Raw genomic sequence first — 14828 nt, forward strand, 5'->3', positions numbered from 1 at the left:
CTTGAGAACCCGTCAGTGAGGATTTCAGGCCCCGATGATCCGTTTCGAGAACGTCACCAAGCGGTACCCCGACGGCACGACCGCCGTCGACGACCTGTCGTTCGAGGTCGCGGAAGGGGAACTGGTCACGCTGGTGGGGCCGTCCGGCTGCGGCAAGACGACGACCATGAAGATGGTCAACCGGCTCATCGAACCGACCTCGGGACGGATCCTGGTGGAGGGCGAGGACATCGCCTCCATCGACCCGGTGATGCTGCGCCGCCGCATCGGCTACGTCATCCAGCAGGTCGGCCTGTTCCCGCACAAGAGCGTGCTGGAGAACACCGCGACCGTGCCCGCGCTGCTGGGCTGGAAGCGCGGGAAGGCCCGGGAGCGCGCCGCCGAACTCCTGGACCTGGTCGGCCTCGACCCCTCCGTCTACGGCAACCGCTACCCCGACCAGCTCTCCGGCGGGCAGCGGCAGCGCGTCGGGGTGGCGCGCGCGCTGGCCGCGGACCCGCCGGTGCTGCTGATGGACGAGCCCTTCGGCGCCGTCGACCCCGTGGTACGCGAACGGCTGCAGTCGGAGTTCCTGAAGCTGCAGGCCACCGTCCGCAAGACCGTGCTGTTCGTGACGCACGACATCGAGGAGGCGGTCCGGCTCGGCGACCGCATCGCGGTCTACGGCGAGGGCCGTATCGAGCAGTACGACACGCCCGCCACGGTGCTGGGCGCGCCCGCCACGCCGTACGTGGCCGACTTCGTCGGCGCCGACCGGGGGCTCAAGCGGCTGTCGGTGACGCAGATCGAGCCGGCCGACCTGGAGCAGCCGCCCACCGTCCGGCTCGACGACCCGGTGGAGACCGCCGCCGCGCGGATGCGCAAGGAGGGCTCCCGCTGGGCGGTCGTCCTGGGCACGGACGGCGCGCTGCACGGCTGGATCACCGTCGAGGCGCTGCTCGGCAAGGGCTCCACGGTCCGGGACCACGCCCGCCGCATGGAGGCGTGGGTGCCGATCGGCGCGACGCTCAAGCAGGCGTTCAGCGCCATGCTGCAGTACGACGCGGGGTGGATAGCCGTCGTCGACGGCGATCACTTCCTCGGCGTGCTGACGCCGGCGCGGCTGCACGAGGCGCTGCGCCGCTCGATCGACGCGGACGCGCACGGCGCGGACCGCGCCGACGTCACGATCGAGTCGATCGAGCGGGCCGGCTAGGGCCGCTCCAGGCTGCCCGAGGGCGTCAGCGGCGGGGTCACCGGGAGTCCCGCCGCGCGCCACGCCTGGAATCCGCCGTCGAGGTCGGTGGCGCGGTGCAGGCCCAGGTCCTGCAGGGACGCCGCGGCGAGGCTGCTGGCGTACCCCTCGTTGCAGATCACCACGACCGTCAGGTCGTGACCGGTCGCCTCCGGCAGCCGGTGGTCGCCGAGCGGGTCGAGCCGCCACTCCAGTTCGTTGCGCTCCACGACGAGGGCGCCGGGGATGAGCCCGTCCCGGTCGCGCAGCGCCGCGTAGCGGATGTCGACGAGGACGGCGCCGTTCGCGGCGGCCTCGGCGGCGGCCGGCGCGTCGAGGCGCTCCAGCCGGGTCCTGACGCGGGCCAGATGGTCGTCGATGCTGCGGGCAGCGGGCTGGGTCACCAGGTCTCCGGGTGTTCCACGACGTCGAGCCGCAGGGTGCGGCCGTCGCGGAGGTAGCGGCGGATCAGCGGGAGGGGCGGGTAGTAGGCGTGCACGGAGATGGCGTGCCGCTCGTCGGAGCGGTTGACGACCTGGTGGACGTGGTTGCGGCCAAAAGCGCGGCCTTTGCCGGCCGGCAGGGCGCGCGTCCTGTCCAGGCCCTCCGCCAGTTCGAGTGAGCTCCAGCCCTCGGACGGCAGCGGCACCGACAGGGACTCCTCGGTCAGCTCGCCGCCCGCGGTCACGAAGGCACCGTACGAGCCGCCGTGGTCGTGCCAGCCGGTCTCGGTGCCGGGCGGCCAGCCCAGCAGCCAGGCCTCGGCGCCGCCGGGCCCCTCCAGCCGGATCCAGGTGCGGTCCAGCGGGTCGAGCGCGAGCTGGGCGACCTTCTCCGGGTCGGCGGCGATGGAGCGGACGAAGTCGAGCAGCTCGGCCGCCGTGGGCGCGGCGGTGTGCGCCGGGCCGGGAGCGGGGGCCGTGGAAGGGGCCGCGGCAGAAGAGGTGGCCGGGGATGCGGCCGGGGACGCGGAGACAAGCGCTGGTGCGGACAACGGGGACCACCCTGGAGGGAGGCGCCGGCACGGCGCCGCGGCGGTCCGGAAACGGACGGAGGCGGCGGGCTAGGGCGCGGAGGTGAGCGGGACGGCGGGGTTCAACGTGAACCCGGACACACGCAGCCCGCGTACCGGACGAGGTCCAGGTGCACTCGCCGGTGAAGTCGCCGACCGATACCACTCACATCGAGGACTGAATCACGCCACCCTCGAGGCGGTCAACACGGAGTCTCAGATACCGGTCGCGGTGCCCTCGGGATCTTCGGGGAGCTTGCAGACCCGCTCCAGGAAGATCGCCGCGGCGACGACCGCGAGGCCGGCCAGGACCGCGAAGCCCGCGTAGATGGCCTGGTCCCGGCGTGGCGGGACGTCCCACTGGTAGAGCAGCAGGAAGACGCCGGTGCCGCCGTACATCCCCGCGACCAGGGAGGCGACCAGCGCGCTCGCCTGGCCGAAGACCACCGCGCGCGCCGCCAGCAGCGGGTCGACGCCCTTGGCGCCGGGGACACGGTCGCGCTGGGCGCGCAGCCGGACGCGCAGCGACAGCGCGGTCGCGGTGAGCACCACCGCGATCAGCGCGAGCACGATGGGCGCGGCCAGCGGGACGCTCGGCAGCGTGCCGAGCGAGTCCCACAGCTTGGCCCCGGCCCAGGAGAGCACCCCCGCCACCGCGAACAGTCCCAGCAGCGTTCTGATGCGCAGCGCCTTCACCGAGTGTTCGCCCCTCACATGGTTCATCTGCCGTTGTCGTCCTGCCAGTGGTGCGGCCGGTGCCGGTGAGGCCCGCCTGCCCGACCGTCTAACGCTTATTCGGGCAGCCGGAGTTCCACGTCACCGCGGGCCTGCACTCCCGCGTTGCCGACCGCTGCCAGCAACTCTGCCACCTCGCCGTGGCCCGGGAGCTCCGCCGACGGGTCCACGTCGTGCCAGGGGGCGAGGACGAAGGCCCGCTGGTGCGCCCGCGGGTGCGGCAGCGTCAGGTCGGGGTCCTCCGAGACGATGCCCTGGTAGGCAACGATGTCCACGTCGATGGTGCGCGGGCCCCAGCGCTCGCTGCGCACCCGCAGGAACGCCTCCTCGATCGCCTGGCCGCGCTCCAGCAGGGAGGACGGCGGCAGCGTGGTCTTCACCAGCACCACCGCGTTGAAGTAGTTGGCCTGGCTGCCGGGCTCGACGCCCCACGGCTCGGTCTCGTAGACCGGCGAGATCGCCTTGACGCGCACGCCCGGGGTGTCCTCCAGGGCGTCGATGGCGCCCTGCAGGGTCTCCAGCCGGTTGCCCAGGTTGCTGCCCAGCGCGATCACGGCCCGCTGGGGGTTGTGCAGCGTCGTGTCGGCGGCGTCGACCTGCGCCACCACGGACGGGTGCACGGGCTGCACGGTGGGGTCGGGACTCACGGGCGCCTCCGGGTGATGGTGATGGTCACGTCGTCGAACGGAACGGTGATCGGGGCGTCCGGCTTGTGCACCGTGACCTCGACCTCCTGGACCGCCTCGTGCTTGAGGCACTGGTCGGCGATGCGCTGCGCGAGGGTCTCGATCAGGTCGACCGGTTCGCCCTTCACGACATCCACGACCTCTTCGGCCACCACGCCGTAGTGGACGGTCTTGGTCAGGTCGTCCCCGGCCGCGGCAGGAGCTGTGTCCAGGCCGAGCACCAGGTCCACGACGAAGGTCTGGCCCTCCTCGCGCTCCCTGGGAAACACGCCGTGATTACCGCGGGCCTTGAGGCCGCGCAGCGTGACACGATCCACGAGATCACTCCTGCTGATGGTTCGGACGGACGGGCCGGGTCCCGGCATGTGTACGGGCCCGCCCGGAATCGAATCTACCCGCGATCACCGACAACGCGTGCCGACGGGTTGTCCGGGGGCGGGTCCCGCCCAGGTCAGGGGCGGTCGGACTCCGGCCCTTTACCCACCAGCCGGGCCGCTACCCGTCCACCGGCGGATTCTTGGCGCGAACGGGTGACGAGGTCGCCAACCCGGCGCAATCCCGGGTCGGCCGGGTGAACGCGGGATGGTCGGACGGCGTGTTTCAGGCGCCGGGTCCCGCGGCGGCGTCGTCGTTGTCATCATCATCACCGTCGGCGAGCACCGGAGACCCGTGGTGCACCCACAGCCGCCAGCCCTCCGGTGTGCGCCGGAACACATTGGTGGCGACCACCAGGGCCCCGACCAGGGTGCCCGCCGAGCCGTCCTCCTCGGCCGGTCCCCCGGTCAGGATGTTCTCGGTGCAGGTGACCAGGGCCGTGTCGCCGTCGACCGCGACCTCGACGTCGGTCAGGAAGAACTGGATGTACTCGGTGTTCGCCATGATCAGCGCGTAGGAGCGCATCACCTCGCCGCGCCCGCGCAGCACCGGCCACCCCGGGTGCACCACGGAGACGGTCTCGGCCAGCGGGCCGGTCAGGACGATCTCCTCCAGCGCGTCCAGGTCCGAGGTCTCGACCGCGTCGTAGAACGCCTGGTTCGCCTCCTCGACCTTCGCGGCCTCCGCGGTACGGGGCGTCATGCGGCACCCTCCGTACGCGCGGCGCCCTCGATGGCCCGCGAGACCCGGACCGCGTCCGCGCTCGCGTGCACCTCGTGCACCCGCACCGCCCAGGCGCCCTCGCGGGCGGCGATCGCCGACACCGCGGCGGTCGCCGCGTCGCGCTCCCTGGCCGGCGGCGGAGGGTCGCCGGCCGTCCCGGCCAGCACCCGCCCCAGGAACCGCTTCCTGGACGCGGCCACCAGCAGCGGGCGGCCCAGTTCGCGCAGCCGGCCCAGGTGCGCCATCAGTGCGAGGTCGTGCTCGGCGTTCTTCGCGAAGCCCAGGCCGGGGTCGACGATGATCCGGGCCGGGTCGATACCGCCGGCGACCGCCCGCTCGCACCCCTCCCGCAGCTCGGCGACGACCTCGGCGACCACGTCCCCGTAGACCGCCCTGTTGTTCATGTCGATGCTCTGCCCGCGCCAGTGCATGACGACGAACGGCACCCCCGCCGCGGCGACCACCGGGATCATCGCGGGGTCGGCGCCGCCGCCGCTCACGTCGTTGACCAGCCGCGCGCCGGCCATGACCGCCTGCTCGGCGACCGCCGCCCGCATCGTGTCCACACTGACCAGGACGCCCGAAGCGGCCAGCTCCCGCACCACCGGGATCACCCGGCGCAGCTCCTCGGCCTCCGAGACCCGGGCCGCGCCCGGGCGCGTCGACTCCCCGCCGACGTCCACGATGTCCGCGCCGGAGGCGACGAGGTCCATGCCGTGCTTGACGGCCAGCTCCGGGTCGAACCACTGGCCGCCGTCGGAGAAGGAGTCGGGCGTGACGTTGACCACGCCCATGACCGCGCAGCGGTCCCACTCAGGAAGACCGTCCACGAAGCCCCGCAGCGTATTCATACGCCCAGCGTAGGCGCTGGGCGGTCGACTACCGGTCGCTCAGCCGGCTGCTCAACCACTCCAGGGCGGGCGGGATCTCCCGGCCCCAGGTGTTGAAGTTGTGGCCGCCGCTCTCCAGGATGATCGACGACATGTGCGTGGGCGCCTTCGCGGCGCCGATCAGCCTCATCGTCTCCCGGTAGTTCGGCTCACCCTTCTTGCTGCTGGTCACCAGGAGGTTCACCGGCGGGTGCGGCAGGTTCTTCAGCCGCCACGCCAGGTTGTTCTGGAGTTCGAGCTTCTTGTCGCCGCCGAACAGGTCGCCGGTCGTCCGGTCGCGCGGCGCCTTGTAGTCGGCGGACAGGCCGACCGCGGCCGAGTACGCCTCGGGGTGCCGCATCGTCAGCTTCAGAGCGCAGTAGCCGCCCGTGGAGTCGCCCATGATCCCCCAGTTCCGGGCGTTGGTGCCGACCCGGAAGTGGCCGGACACGGCAGCGCGCAGGTCCTTGGTGAAGAACGTCTCCGTCTGGGGGCCGCCGGGGATGTCCATGCACTCGGTGTCCCGCGGCGGGGCGACCGTCGGCCGCATCATGATCAGTATGGTCGGCCTGGCCTTGCCCTCCAGGACCTGCTGGTGGGCGATCGACGGGTACTTCATCTTCTTGAAGAGCGCCTCGGCGGTGCCCGGGTAGCCGGTGAGGATCACCGACGCCGGGAACCTGCGCCTGGCGTCCTGGAAGTACTCGGGCGGCAGGTAGACATAGGCCTGGGTGGTGATGTCGGACGCGCCGCCCTGGAACACCACCTTCTGGATCTGGCCGCCGGTCGCCGGCACCGAACCCCCGGGCACGTTGACGTACTTGTGGCCGACCACCTGTAGCTGGTTGGCCGCCGCCGAGTGGTTGACGACGACGCCCGGCTCGGACTCCTGTCCGAACAGGTCGGCCCAGGACGCGTAGAAGCCGAACGAGTAGTTGGCGGCGAGCCCCAGCGCCGCGATCATCGACAACTGGGTGAAGAGCATCATGCCGACCCGCCCCAGCACCGCCGGGAGACCGCGCTTGGACAGCCGGGGCCAGAGCCATACGGTGGCCACGAACAGCACTACCGCGGCTATGACCGCCAGCAGTAGAACCTTCTTACTGGTGAGACCCATGTCGGATGACGTACTTTCCTGTCCGCGGCCCGGTTCCGGCTCCTTCTGACGGAACCTAGGGGCCTTTCTTCGCGTCCTAGAGGGCGCAAATTGTTCGTTACGAGAGCTGTTTGCGGAACATATCCCGCAATGTTGGGGCTTGGTGACCCATGTCTGTACAGGTAGATGGAGAACTCGGCTTCCGGGTTCCCTGGGCAGGTGCCCGTGTCTACTGATCGCGCCAACGCCGGTACCCGGCGTCCGCGGTTCCTCCGCTCCTCCTCCGTCCCGTCGGTCGTCGGTACCGCCGGGGCCGTGGTGGGGCTGCTCGACGTCGTCTCCGGCGTGTTCCCCGGTTTCCGCAACGGCCGGATGCACCACATGGCGATGGTCTTCCCCGGCACCATGAGTTCGCTCGCGGCGGCCGGGTCGGTGGTCACCGGCATCCTGCTGCTGATGCTGGCCCACGGCCTCAAACGCGGGAAGGTGCGCGCCTGGTGGGCGGCGGTGCTGCTGCTGCCGACCGGCGCCGCGACCCAGTTGGTCTACCGGCACTCGTACGTCGGCGCGACCGTCTCGCTGTTCCTGCTCGCGCTGCTGATCGTCCACCGGGGCCAGTTCAACGCCCTTTCGGACCCGCGCACCCGCTGGCGGGCGGCGGCCAACTTCGTGCTGCTCAGCATCGTCGGGCTCGGTCTCGGACTCCTGATCGTCAGCGCCCACCCGCGCGTCGAGATGGGCGATCCCAGCCTGATCGAGCGCCTGCAGCACGTGCTGTACGGGCTTTTCGGTTTCGAGGGCCCGGTGAGCTATACGAGTGACCGGGCCTCGGATGTCGTGGCCTACTCGCTCGGCGGCCTCGGCTTCCTGATCGCCGGCACCACCGCGTATCTGATCCTGCGTCCGGCGCGACCGGTCGCCGAGCTCAGCGGCGCCGACGAGGACCAGCTGCGCGAGCTGCTGGCCAAGCACGGTGCCCGCGACTCGCTCGGCCACTTCGCGCTGCGCCGCGACAAGAGCGTGGTGTTCTCACCGAGCGGCAAGGCCGCTGTCTGCTACCGGGTGGTGTCCGGGGTGATGCTCGCCAGCGGCGACCCCATCGGGGACGTCGAGGCCTGGCCGGGCGCCATCGAGCGCTTCATGGAACTGGCCCGCGCGCACGCCTGGATCCCCGCGGTCATGGGCTGCAGCGAGACCGGCGGCGAGGTCTGGACCCGCGAGACGGGCCTGGACGCGCTGGAGTTGGGCGACGAGGCCATCGTGCGCACCAGCGCCTTCACGATGCAGGGCCGGGCGATGCGGAACGTCCGGCAGATGGTCAAGCGCATCGAGCGGTCCGGCTACGTCTGCAAGGTGCGCCGGGTCCGCGAGCTGTCGGACGGCGAGCGCGAGCAGGTCCGGCTGGCCGCCGACGCCTGGCGCGGCACCGACACCGAGCGCGGCTTCTCCATGGCGCTGGGCCGGTTCGGTGACGTCGAGGACGGCGACTGCGTGGTCGTCACCGCCCACAAGGAGCGGGAGGACGGCGTCGAGTCGCCGCTGGGCGACCTGCGGGCCGTGCTGCACTTCGTCCCCTGGGGCAAGGACGGCATGTCCCTGGAACTCATGCGGCGCGACCGCAGCGCCGATCCGGGGCTCAACGAGCTGCTGATCGTCGAGGCGCTGCAGCACGCCCCGGAGCTCGGCGTCGAGAACGTCTCGCTCAACTTCGCGATGTTCCGCTCGGCGCTCGCCCGCGGCGAGCGGATCGGGGCGGGGCCGGTGCTGCGCGGCTGGCGGGGACTGCTGGTCTTCCTGTCGCGCTGGTTCCAGATCGAGTCGCTGTACAAGTTCAACGCGAAGTTCCAGCCGGAGTGGGTGCCGCGGTTCCTGGTGTTCCGCAACTCCCGTGACCTCCCCCGGATCGGTTTCGCCGCCATGCAGGCGGAGGGCTTCGTCACCCTGTCGCTGCCGCTGCCGGACGCGCTCCAGCGGTTCCTGCCGGGCCGGGCCAAGCGGGCCGCGCACACCGCGCCCTGCTACGCCAACAGCTCGGAGCCGGAGCGGGCGGTCAGAAGCGTCGCCTGAACCACCGCGCCACCCGTACGACGGAACCGCCGGATCCCACGCAGGGGTCCGGCGGTTCCGTCTGTTGCGGGAGTCCTCCGAGGGCTCAGCGGGCTCAGCGGGCGATGATGAGGCTCATCGCCTCGGAGCGGGTCGCGGGGTCGCGCAGCTGGCCGCGGACGGCCGACGTGATGGTCTTCGCGCCCTGCTTGCGCACCCCGCGCATCGACATGCACATGTGCTCGCACTCGATGACGACGATCACGCCGCGCGGCTCCAGGATGCGCATCAGCGAGTCGGCGATCTGCGTGGTGAGCCGCTCCTGGACCTGCGGGCGGCGGGCGTAGACGTCGACCAGCCGGGCGAGCTTCGACAGCCCGGTGATCTTGCCGTTGGAGGCCGGGATGTAGCCGACGTGGGCGACACCTATGAACGGGACCAGGTGGTGCTCGCAGCTCGACATCACCTCGATGTCCTTCACCAGCACCATCTCGTCGTGCCCGAGGTCGAACGTCGTGGTCAGGACGTCCTCCGGCTCCTGCCACAGGCCGGCGAATATTTCCTTGTACGCACGGGCCACCCGGCCCGGCGTCTCCCGCAGCCCCTCCCGGTCCGGATCCTCGCCGACCGCGATGAGGAGCTCCCGCACGGCGGCCTCGGCGCGCTTCTCGTCGAACACGCCGATGGTCCCCTCACCATCCAGCGTCACCGGGTCGGTCATCTGTGCCTCGTTCCTCGTACGGACCTGCGGAGACTGCAGGGGGTTGCACCAGCGGAAAGACCGCGCCCCCAAGGTTAAAACCCTGGGGGCGCGGTCTTCATTCCGGGATCACCTTCGCCGGCCGGCTGTCGCCGACCGGTTTCCGGTGGTCAGCTGTCGGTTCCGCTCCCCGAGTCCTCGGGGAGCTGCACCGTCTCGGTGGGCTTCTCGATGGCCGGGGTGGCGGTGCTGCTGCCGTTGGCGGACTGGCTGCCGTTGGTGAGCGCCAGCTCCTTGGGCGAGAGCACCGGCGGGCGGGTCGACGGCGTACGGCGCGAGGACCCGGTCCAGGCCGGACGCGGCGGGCGCCTGACGATGGCCTTGAAGATCTCGGCGATCTCCTCCTTGTTCAGCGTCTCCCTCTCCAGGAGCGCCAGAACCAGGTTGTCGAGAACGTCGCGGTTCTCGACCAGGATCTCCCACGCCTCGTTGTGCGCGGTCTCGATGAGCTTCTTGACCTCTTCGTCGACCAGCCCGGCGACCTCTTCCGAGTAGTCGCGCTGGTGACCCATGTCACGGCCCAGGAACGGCTCCGCGTTGTCCGAGCCGAACTTGATCGCGCCGAGCCGCTCGGTCATCCCGTACTGGGTGACCATCGCGCGGGCCGTCGCGGTCGCCTTCTCGATGTCGTTCGAGGCGCCGGTGGTCGGGTCGTGGAAGACCAGTTCCTCCGCCGCCCGGCCGCCCATCATGTAGGCGAGCTGGTCGAGCATCTCGTTGCGCGTCGTCGAGTACTTGTCCTCGTCCGGCAGGACCATCGTGTAACCGAGGGCCCGGCCGCGGGAGAGGATCGTGATCTTGTGCACCGGGTCGCTGTTCGGAGAAGCAGCCGCGACCAGGGCGTGTCCGCCCTCGTGGTACGCGGTGATCTTCTTCTCCTTCTCGGACATGATCCGGGTCCGCTTCTGCGGTCCGGCCACGACCCGGTCGATCGCCTCGTCGAGGGTCTCGTTGTCGAGCAGCTTGCGGTCCCCACGGGCCGTCAGGAGCGCGGCCTCGTTGAGCACGTTCGCCAGATCCGCGCCGGTGAAACCGGGGGTGCGGCGAGCGACGGCCCGGAGGTCGACGTTCGGAGCGACCGGCTTGCCCTTGGCGTGGACGTTGAGGATCTCCAGCCGGCCCATCAGGTCGGGGCGGTCCACGGCGATCTGGCGGTCGAAGCGGCCCGGACGCAGCAGCGCCGGGTCCAGGATGTCCGGCCGGTTGGTGGCGGCGATCAGGATGACGCCGCCCTTCACGTCGAAGCCGTCCATCTCGACGAGCAGCTGGTTGAGCGTCTGCTCGCGCTCGTCGTGACCGCCGCCCATACCGGCACCGCGGTGCCGGCCGACGGCGTCGATCTCGTCGACGAAGACGATCGCCGGAGCGTTCGCCTTGGCCTGCTCGAACAGGTCCCGGACACGCGAGGCGCCGACACCCACGAACATCTCGACGAAGTCGGAGCCCGAGATCGAGTAGAACGGCACGCCCGCCTCACCCGCGACGGCGCGGGCCAGCAGGGTCTTGCCGGTGCCGGGCGGGCCGTAGAGCAGCACGCCCTTGGGGATCTTGGCGCCGACGGCCTGGAACTTCGCCGGCTCCTGGAGGAACTCCTTGATCTCGTGGAGTTCCTCGACCGCCTCGTCCGCCCCCGCCACATCCGCGAACGTGGTCTTGGGGGTGTCCTTGGTGATCAGCTTGGCCTTGGACTTCCCGAACTGCATGACGCGGGATCCGCCGCCCTGCATCTGGTTCATCAGGAACAGGAAGACCACGACGATCAGCACGAACGGCAGCAGCGACAACAGGATGCTGACGAACGCGTTCTGCTTGGACGGCGAGACGGTGTACCCGTCGGGCAGCGTGCCGCCCGCGTCCGCCGTGCCGTCGATCTTCTTCTGGAGATCCGCGGCGATGGCAGTGCTCTGGTCGGCGCTGACGTAGCTCGCCTTGAGCTTGGTGCCCAGATCCTTGCCGCCGACCTTCGCGCCGTCGACGAGCTCGATCTTGATCATCTGCTCATCGCCGGTGGTGATCTCCGCCGACTTGAGAATGTTGTCCTTGCTGTGGATCGCTTGCACGACCTGGCCGGTGTCCACCGTCTTGTAGCCGCCGGAGGAGCCGACGACCTGCATGAGGACGACCACGGCGATGACAGCCAGCACGATCCACATGACTGGCCCACGGAAATAGCGCTTGACGTCCATCCATGCGGGGCGCGGACGCCCCGTCCCTCCTGCCACAGTGAGGCAGCGCGGCTCGATGGCCGCGCGCACATCCGGTGTATGACCCGACCTTCGGACGGTACCTCAGCATTGTCCACCGAGGCGTCCGCCAACCGTTAACAATCCCGGCTTCCCCTGCTCCAACGGCGGGAAAGGGTGCGGGGTTCCCCATTGTCGGCACGGGCTGCGCCGAACGGGGACATCCTCGGACGAACGGGGGCGTCAGCCGCCGTATACGTGCGGGGCGAGTGTTCCGACAAAGGGGAGATTGCGGTACTTCTCGTTGAAATCGAGTCCGTAGCCGACGACGAATTCATTCGGGATGTCGAAGCCGGTGTACTTCACATCGATCTCGACCTTGGCCGCCTCCGGCTTGCGCAGCAGCGTGCAGACCTCCAGGGAGGCCGGGCCGCGCGAGCCGAGGTTGCTGATCAGCCAGGACAGCGTCAGACCGGAGTCGATGATGTCCTCGACGATGAGCACGTCGCGGCCTGCGATATCGGTGTCGAGGTCCTTGAGGATGCGGACGACGCCCGACGACTTGGTGCCGGCGCCGTAGGAGGACACCGCCATCCAGTCCATCGTCACGTTGGTGGAGAGCGCGCGCGCCAGGTCCGCCATGACCATCACCGCGCCCTTGAGCACGCCGACGATCAGCAGGTCCTTGCCCGCGTAGTCCTTGTCGATCTTCGCGGCAAGCTCGATCAGCTTGGCGTCGATCTCTTCCTTGGTGATGAGCACCTTTTCGAGATCGGTGCCCATGTCGTTCTCGTTCACCTGTGTTGGTTCCTCAAGGTCTACGACGGTGAGAAGAACAGTCTGCCATTGCGCCGACGGGCCTCGACGCCGCCCGGCAGGTTGAGACCCTTCTGCCCCCGCCAGTCGGTGACCAGCCGGTCGATCTCCTCGATGTGGCGGGCGAAGAGGAATCCGGGCGGGGAACCGGCCGCGATGACCGCCCGGCGCAGTACCCGGCGGCGGACGGCGGCCGGCAGGGAGCGCAGCCGGAGCGCGTCCAGGGAGCCGTCGCCGTCGGCAACATCACGTTCGGCGGTGGCCGCCCACTGGTCCAGGGCGTCGGCGTCGTCACGGGAGAGCTGGGCGGTCCGGGCCAGCGCCTCGATGACGCCCTTGCCGAGGGACTTCTCCAGCACCGGCAGCGCCTCGTGGCGGACCCGGGAGCGGGTGTACGCCGGGTCGTGGTTGTGCGGGTCCTCCCACACGTCGATGCCCTGGGCCAGGCAGCCCTTGCGGACGGTGTCGCGGTCGAGCAGCAGGAACGGCCGGCGGTAGCGGCCGCCCGCGCCCGACACGGCGGCCATCCCGGACAGCGAGCGGGTGCCGGAGCCGCGGGCGAGGCCCAGCAGCACCGTTTCCGCCTGGTCGTCCCGGGTGTGGCCGAGCAGGACGGCGGCGGCGCCGCGCGCTTCGGCGGTGGCGTCCAGCGCGCCGTAGCGGGCGTCGCGGGCGGCGGCTTCGGGCCCGCCCTGGCGGCCGACGGTGACCCCGACGGCGTCCACGGGGTCCAGCCCGAGGCAGCGCAGGCGCGCGGCGACTTCGAGGGCGCGGCCGGTCGAGCCGGGCTGCAGCCCGTGGTCGACGGTGACGGCCCCGGCGCGCACGCCGAGTTTGGGGGCCTCGAACGCGAGGGCCGCGGCGAGCGCCATGGAGTCGGCGCCTCCGCTGCAGGCGGCGAGGACGAGGGGGTTGGGGGCGGGGGTGGCGATGAGGACGTCGTGAAGTACGCGGCGGACCGCCAGGCGTATCGCGGCGACCGTGGGGTGGGGACCCATGTCCGGTTCCCTCCTATGGAGGCTGTGAGGGTGATAACGCAAAGTAGCTAGATGGTGACAGAAGTCGGGGCTCTACCCGAGCATCGCACGGCTTACCCTGCGCTTACGGTCCCTCGGACGGGTGAACCGGAGGGCGTCGGGTGGTCACGAATCGCTGCGCCGGTGCACCCTTGCGACCCAGTCCGCCGGTTTGGCGATCTCCGCCTTCGTCGGCAGCGTGTTGGGCGACGTCCACACGCGGTTGAAGCCGTCCATGCCCACCTCGTCGACGACGGTGCGCACGAAGCGCTCGCCGTCCTTGTACTGGCGCAGCTTCGCGTCCAGTCCCAGCACCTTGCGCAGCACCTGGTCCAGCCGGCCCGCGCCGCTGGCCCTGCGCTGCTGGAACTTCTCCCGGATCTCCGCGACGGACGGCACGACGTCGGGTCCCACACCGTCCATCACGTAGTCCGCGTGGCCCTCCAGCAGCGACATGACGGCGGTCAGCCGGGCGAGGATCTCCCGCTGGACGGGGGTCTGCACGAAGTCCACGATGCTGCGGCCCTCGTCGGGCTCGTCGTCGGCGTCCTTGGCGCCGCCGCCGCCCGCGAAGGACTGGGCGGCCTCGCGGATCCGTTCGATGACGGTGGAGGCGTCCATCTCGGTCTCGCCGAGGAAGGACTGGATCTCGCCCTCGATGTGGTCGCGCAGCCATGGCACGGCGGTGAACTGCGTGCGGTGCGTCTCCTCGTGCAGGCACACCCACAGCCGGAAGTCGTGCGGGTCCACGTCGAGTTCCCGCTCGACGTGCACGATGTTCGGCGCGACGAGCAGCAGGCGGCCGGCGCGCGGCGCTCCCGGGCCGGGGACGACGGGGCCGGCGGGCAGCTCGCGGGTGGCGGGGGCGAACGTCTCGTACTGGCCGAGCACCCGGGACGCCAGGAACGACAGCAGCATCCCGACCTCGACGCCGGTGACCTTGCCGCCGACCGTGCCCAGCGCCATGCCGCCGAGGCCGCCGGGGCGGCGGTCCTGCATCTTGCCCAGCAGCGGCTTGAGGATCTCGCGGAAGCCGGCGACGTTCGCCTTCACCCAGCCCACCCGGTCCACGATCAGCACGGGCGTCCCGTTCGGCGGAGACACCGCGTCGCCGTACATGCGGGTGAACGCGTGCACGTGCTCCTCCGAGGAGCGCGCGTGCTTGCGCAACTCGGCCACGATCTCGCGCGCCTCGTCCCCGCTGACCTCCGGGCCCGGCCGCATCAACCGCTGTGCGGTCGCCACTGCGAGATTCCAGTCGACCATGTCGGCACCACCGATGCTCGTCATGCCTTCAC

At 70.7% G+C, this 14828-nt stretch carries 15 protein-coding genes; 2 read left to right on the forward strand and 13 right to left on the reverse strand.

Features of this window, described 5'->3' with window-relative positions; translation table 11 throughout:
• Positions 1-34: 34 nt before the first annotated feature.
• Positions 35-1195: a betaine/proline/choline family ABC transporter ATP-binding protein gene (locus O3X23_RS04720; RefSeq protein WP_269269810.1), complete on the forward strand. Its 1161-nt coding sequence runs from the start codon at positions 35-37 to the stop codon at positions 1193-1195.
• On the opposite strand, the gene O3X23_RS04725 is transcribed toward O3X23_RS04720, so the two are convergent.
• The 8 genes from O3X23_RS04725 to O3X23_RS04760 form a co-directional block, all read right to left on the reverse strand.
• Positions 1192-1617 (reverse strand): rhodanese-like domain-containing protein, encoded by a 426-nt coding sequence (locus tag O3X23_RS04725; protein ID WP_269269811.1) that lies wholly within the window; start codon positions 1615-1617, stop codon positions 1192-1194. The two genes, O3X23_RS04720 and O3X23_RS04725, sit on opposite strands and share 4 nt — an antisense overlap.
• Entirely contained in the window at positions 1614-2207 is a 594-nt protein-coding gene (locus tag O3X23_RS04730; RefSeq protein ID WP_269269812.1) for a cysteine dioxygenase, read from the reverse strand. The genes O3X23_RS04725 and O3X23_RS04730 overlap by 4 nt, the downstream gene beginning before the upstream one ends.
• Positions 2208-2441: 234 nt before the next feature.
• Positions 2442-2921 carry a DUF3180 domain-containing protein gene (locus O3X23_RS04735; protein ID WP_269269871.1) on the reverse strand — a complete coding sequence of 160 codons (480 nt, stop codon included), beginning with the start codon at positions 2919-2921 and terminating at the stop codon, positions 2442-2444.
• A 95-nt stretch (positions 2922-3016) separates the two neighbouring features.
• Positions 3017-3607: a 2-amino-4-hydroxy-6-hydroxymethyldihydropteridine diphosphokinase gene (folK, locus tag O3X23_RS04740; RefSeq protein ID WP_269269813.1), complete on the reverse strand. Its 591-nt coding sequence runs from the start codon at positions 3605-3607 to the stop codon at positions 3017-3019.
• Positions 3604-3963 (reverse strand): dihydroneopterin aldolase, encoded by a 360-nt coding sequence (gene folB / locus O3X23_RS04745; protein WP_138355885.1) that lies wholly within the window; start codon positions 3961-3963, stop codon positions 3604-3606. Before folB ends, folK begins: the two co-directional genes overlap by 4 nt.
• A 283-nt stretch (positions 3964-4246) precedes the next feature.
• Positions 4247-4723 (reverse strand): nuclear transport factor 2 family protein, encoded by a 477-nt coding sequence (locus O3X23_RS04750; protein WP_269269814.1) that lies wholly within the window; start codon positions 4721-4723, stop codon positions 4247-4249.
• Positions 4720-5595, reverse strand: a complete 876-nt coding sequence (folP, locus tag O3X23_RS04755) for a dihydropteroate synthase (protein ID WP_269269815.1) — start codon at positions 5593-5595, stop codon at positions 4720-4722. Before folP ends, O3X23_RS04750 begins: the two co-directional genes overlap by 4 nt.
• A 28-nt stretch (positions 5596-5623) precedes the next feature.
• A complete protein-coding gene (locus tag O3X23_RS04760; protein WP_269269816.1) occupies positions 5624-6730 on the reverse strand; it encodes an alpha/beta hydrolase in 1107 nt (368 codons plus the stop codon).
• Positions 6731-6895: 165 nt separating this feature from the next.
• On the opposite strand from O3X23_RS04760, the gene O3X23_RS04765 reads away from it, so the two are divergent.
• Positions 6896-8776 carry a phosphatidylglycerol lysyltransferase domain-containing protein gene (locus O3X23_RS04765; protein WP_269269817.1) on the forward strand — a complete coding sequence of 627 codons (1881 nt, stop codon included), beginning with the start codon at positions 6896-6898 and terminating at the stop codon, positions 8774-8776.
• 94 nt (positions 8777-8870) lie between these two features.
• Here the strand turns inward: O3X23_RS04765 and folE are convergent, their stop codons facing one another.
• The 5 genes from folE to O3X23_RS04790 form a co-directional block, all read right to left on the reverse strand.
• Positions 8871-9476, reverse strand: coding sequence for a GTP cyclohydrolase I FolE (folE, locus tag O3X23_RS04770; protein WP_269269818.1), 606 nt, complete (start codon positions 9474-9476; stop codon positions 8871-8873).
• A gap of 149 nt (positions 9477-9625) precedes the next feature.
• On the reverse strand, positions 9626-11701 hold the full coding sequence (gene ftsH / locus O3X23_RS04775; RefSeq protein ID WP_269269819.1) for an ATP-dependent zinc metalloprotease FtsH: 2076 nt from the start codon (positions 11699-11701) through the stop codon (positions 9626-9628).
• A 240-nt stretch (positions 11702-11941) separates the two neighbouring features.
• Positions 11942-12481 carry a hypoxanthine phosphoribosyltransferase gene (gene hpt, locus O3X23_RS04780; RefSeq protein ID WP_138355918.1) on the reverse strand — a complete coding sequence of 180 codons (540 nt, stop codon included), beginning with the start codon at positions 12479-12481 and terminating at the stop codon, positions 11942-11944.
• Between the two features lie 35 nt (positions 12482-12516).
• Entirely contained in the window at positions 12517-13512 is a 996-nt protein-coding gene (gene tilS / locus O3X23_RS04785) for a tRNA lysidine(34) synthetase TilS (RefSeq protein WP_269269820.1), read from the reverse strand.
• Positions 13513-13656: 144 nt separating this feature from the next.
• A complete protein-coding gene (locus O3X23_RS04790) occupies positions 13657-14820 on the reverse strand; it encodes a zinc-dependent metalloprotease (protein ID WP_269269821.1) in 1164 nt (387 codons plus the stop codon).
• Between the last annotated feature and the right edge of the window lie 8 nt (positions 14821-14828).

Origin of the sequence: Streptomyces sp. H39-S7, from assembly GCF_027158205.1 — a bacterium.
Taxonomy (GTDB): domain Bacteria; phylum Actinomycetota; class Actinomycetes; order Streptomycetales; family Streptomycetaceae; genus Actinacidiphila.

What these genes read in the sequence shown, in the direction of transcription:
- folP (WP_269269815.1), bottom strand. Translation starts at nt 5,595, where the DNA reads ATGAATACGCTGCGGGGCTTCGTGGACGGTCTTCCTGAGTGGGACCGC.
- tilS (WP_269269820.1), bottom strand. Translation starts at nt 13,512, where the DNA reads ATGGGTCCCCACCCCACGGTCGCCGCGATACGCCTGGCGGTCCGCCGC.
- O3X23_RS04765 (WP_269269817.1), top strand. Translation starts at nt 6,896, where the DNA reads ATGGAGAACTCGGCTTCCGGGTTCCCTGGGCAGGTGCCCGTGTCTACT.
- O3X23_RS04750 (WP_269269814.1), bottom strand. Translation starts at nt 4,723, where the DNA reads ATGACGCCCCGTACCGCGGAGGCCGCGAAGGTCGAGGAGGCGAACCAG.
- hpt (WP_138355918.1), bottom strand. Translation starts at nt 12,481, where the DNA reads ATGGGCACCGATCTCGAAAAGGTGCTCATCACCAAGGAAGAGATCGAC.
- O3X23_RS04720 (WP_269269810.1), top strand. Translation starts at nt 35, where the DNA reads ATGATCCGTTTCGAGAACGTCACCAAGCGGTACCCCGACGGCACGACC.
- folE (WP_269269818.1), bottom strand. Translation starts at nt 9,476, where the DNA reads ATGACCGACCCGGTGACGCTGGATGGTGAGGGGACCATCGGCGTGTTC.
- ftsH (WP_269269819.1), bottom strand. Translation starts at nt 11,701, where the DNA reads ATGGACGTCAAGCGCTATTTCCGTGGGCCAGTCATGTGGATCGTGCTG.
- O3X23_RS04790 (WP_269269821.1), bottom strand. Translation starts at nt 14,820, where the DNA reads ATGACGAGCATCGGTGGTGCCGACATGGTCGACTGGAATCTCGCAGTG.
- O3X23_RS04760 (WP_269269816.1), bottom strand. Translation starts at nt 6,730, where the DNA reads ATGGGTCTCACCAGTAAGAAGGTTCTACTGCTGGCGGTCATAGCCGCG.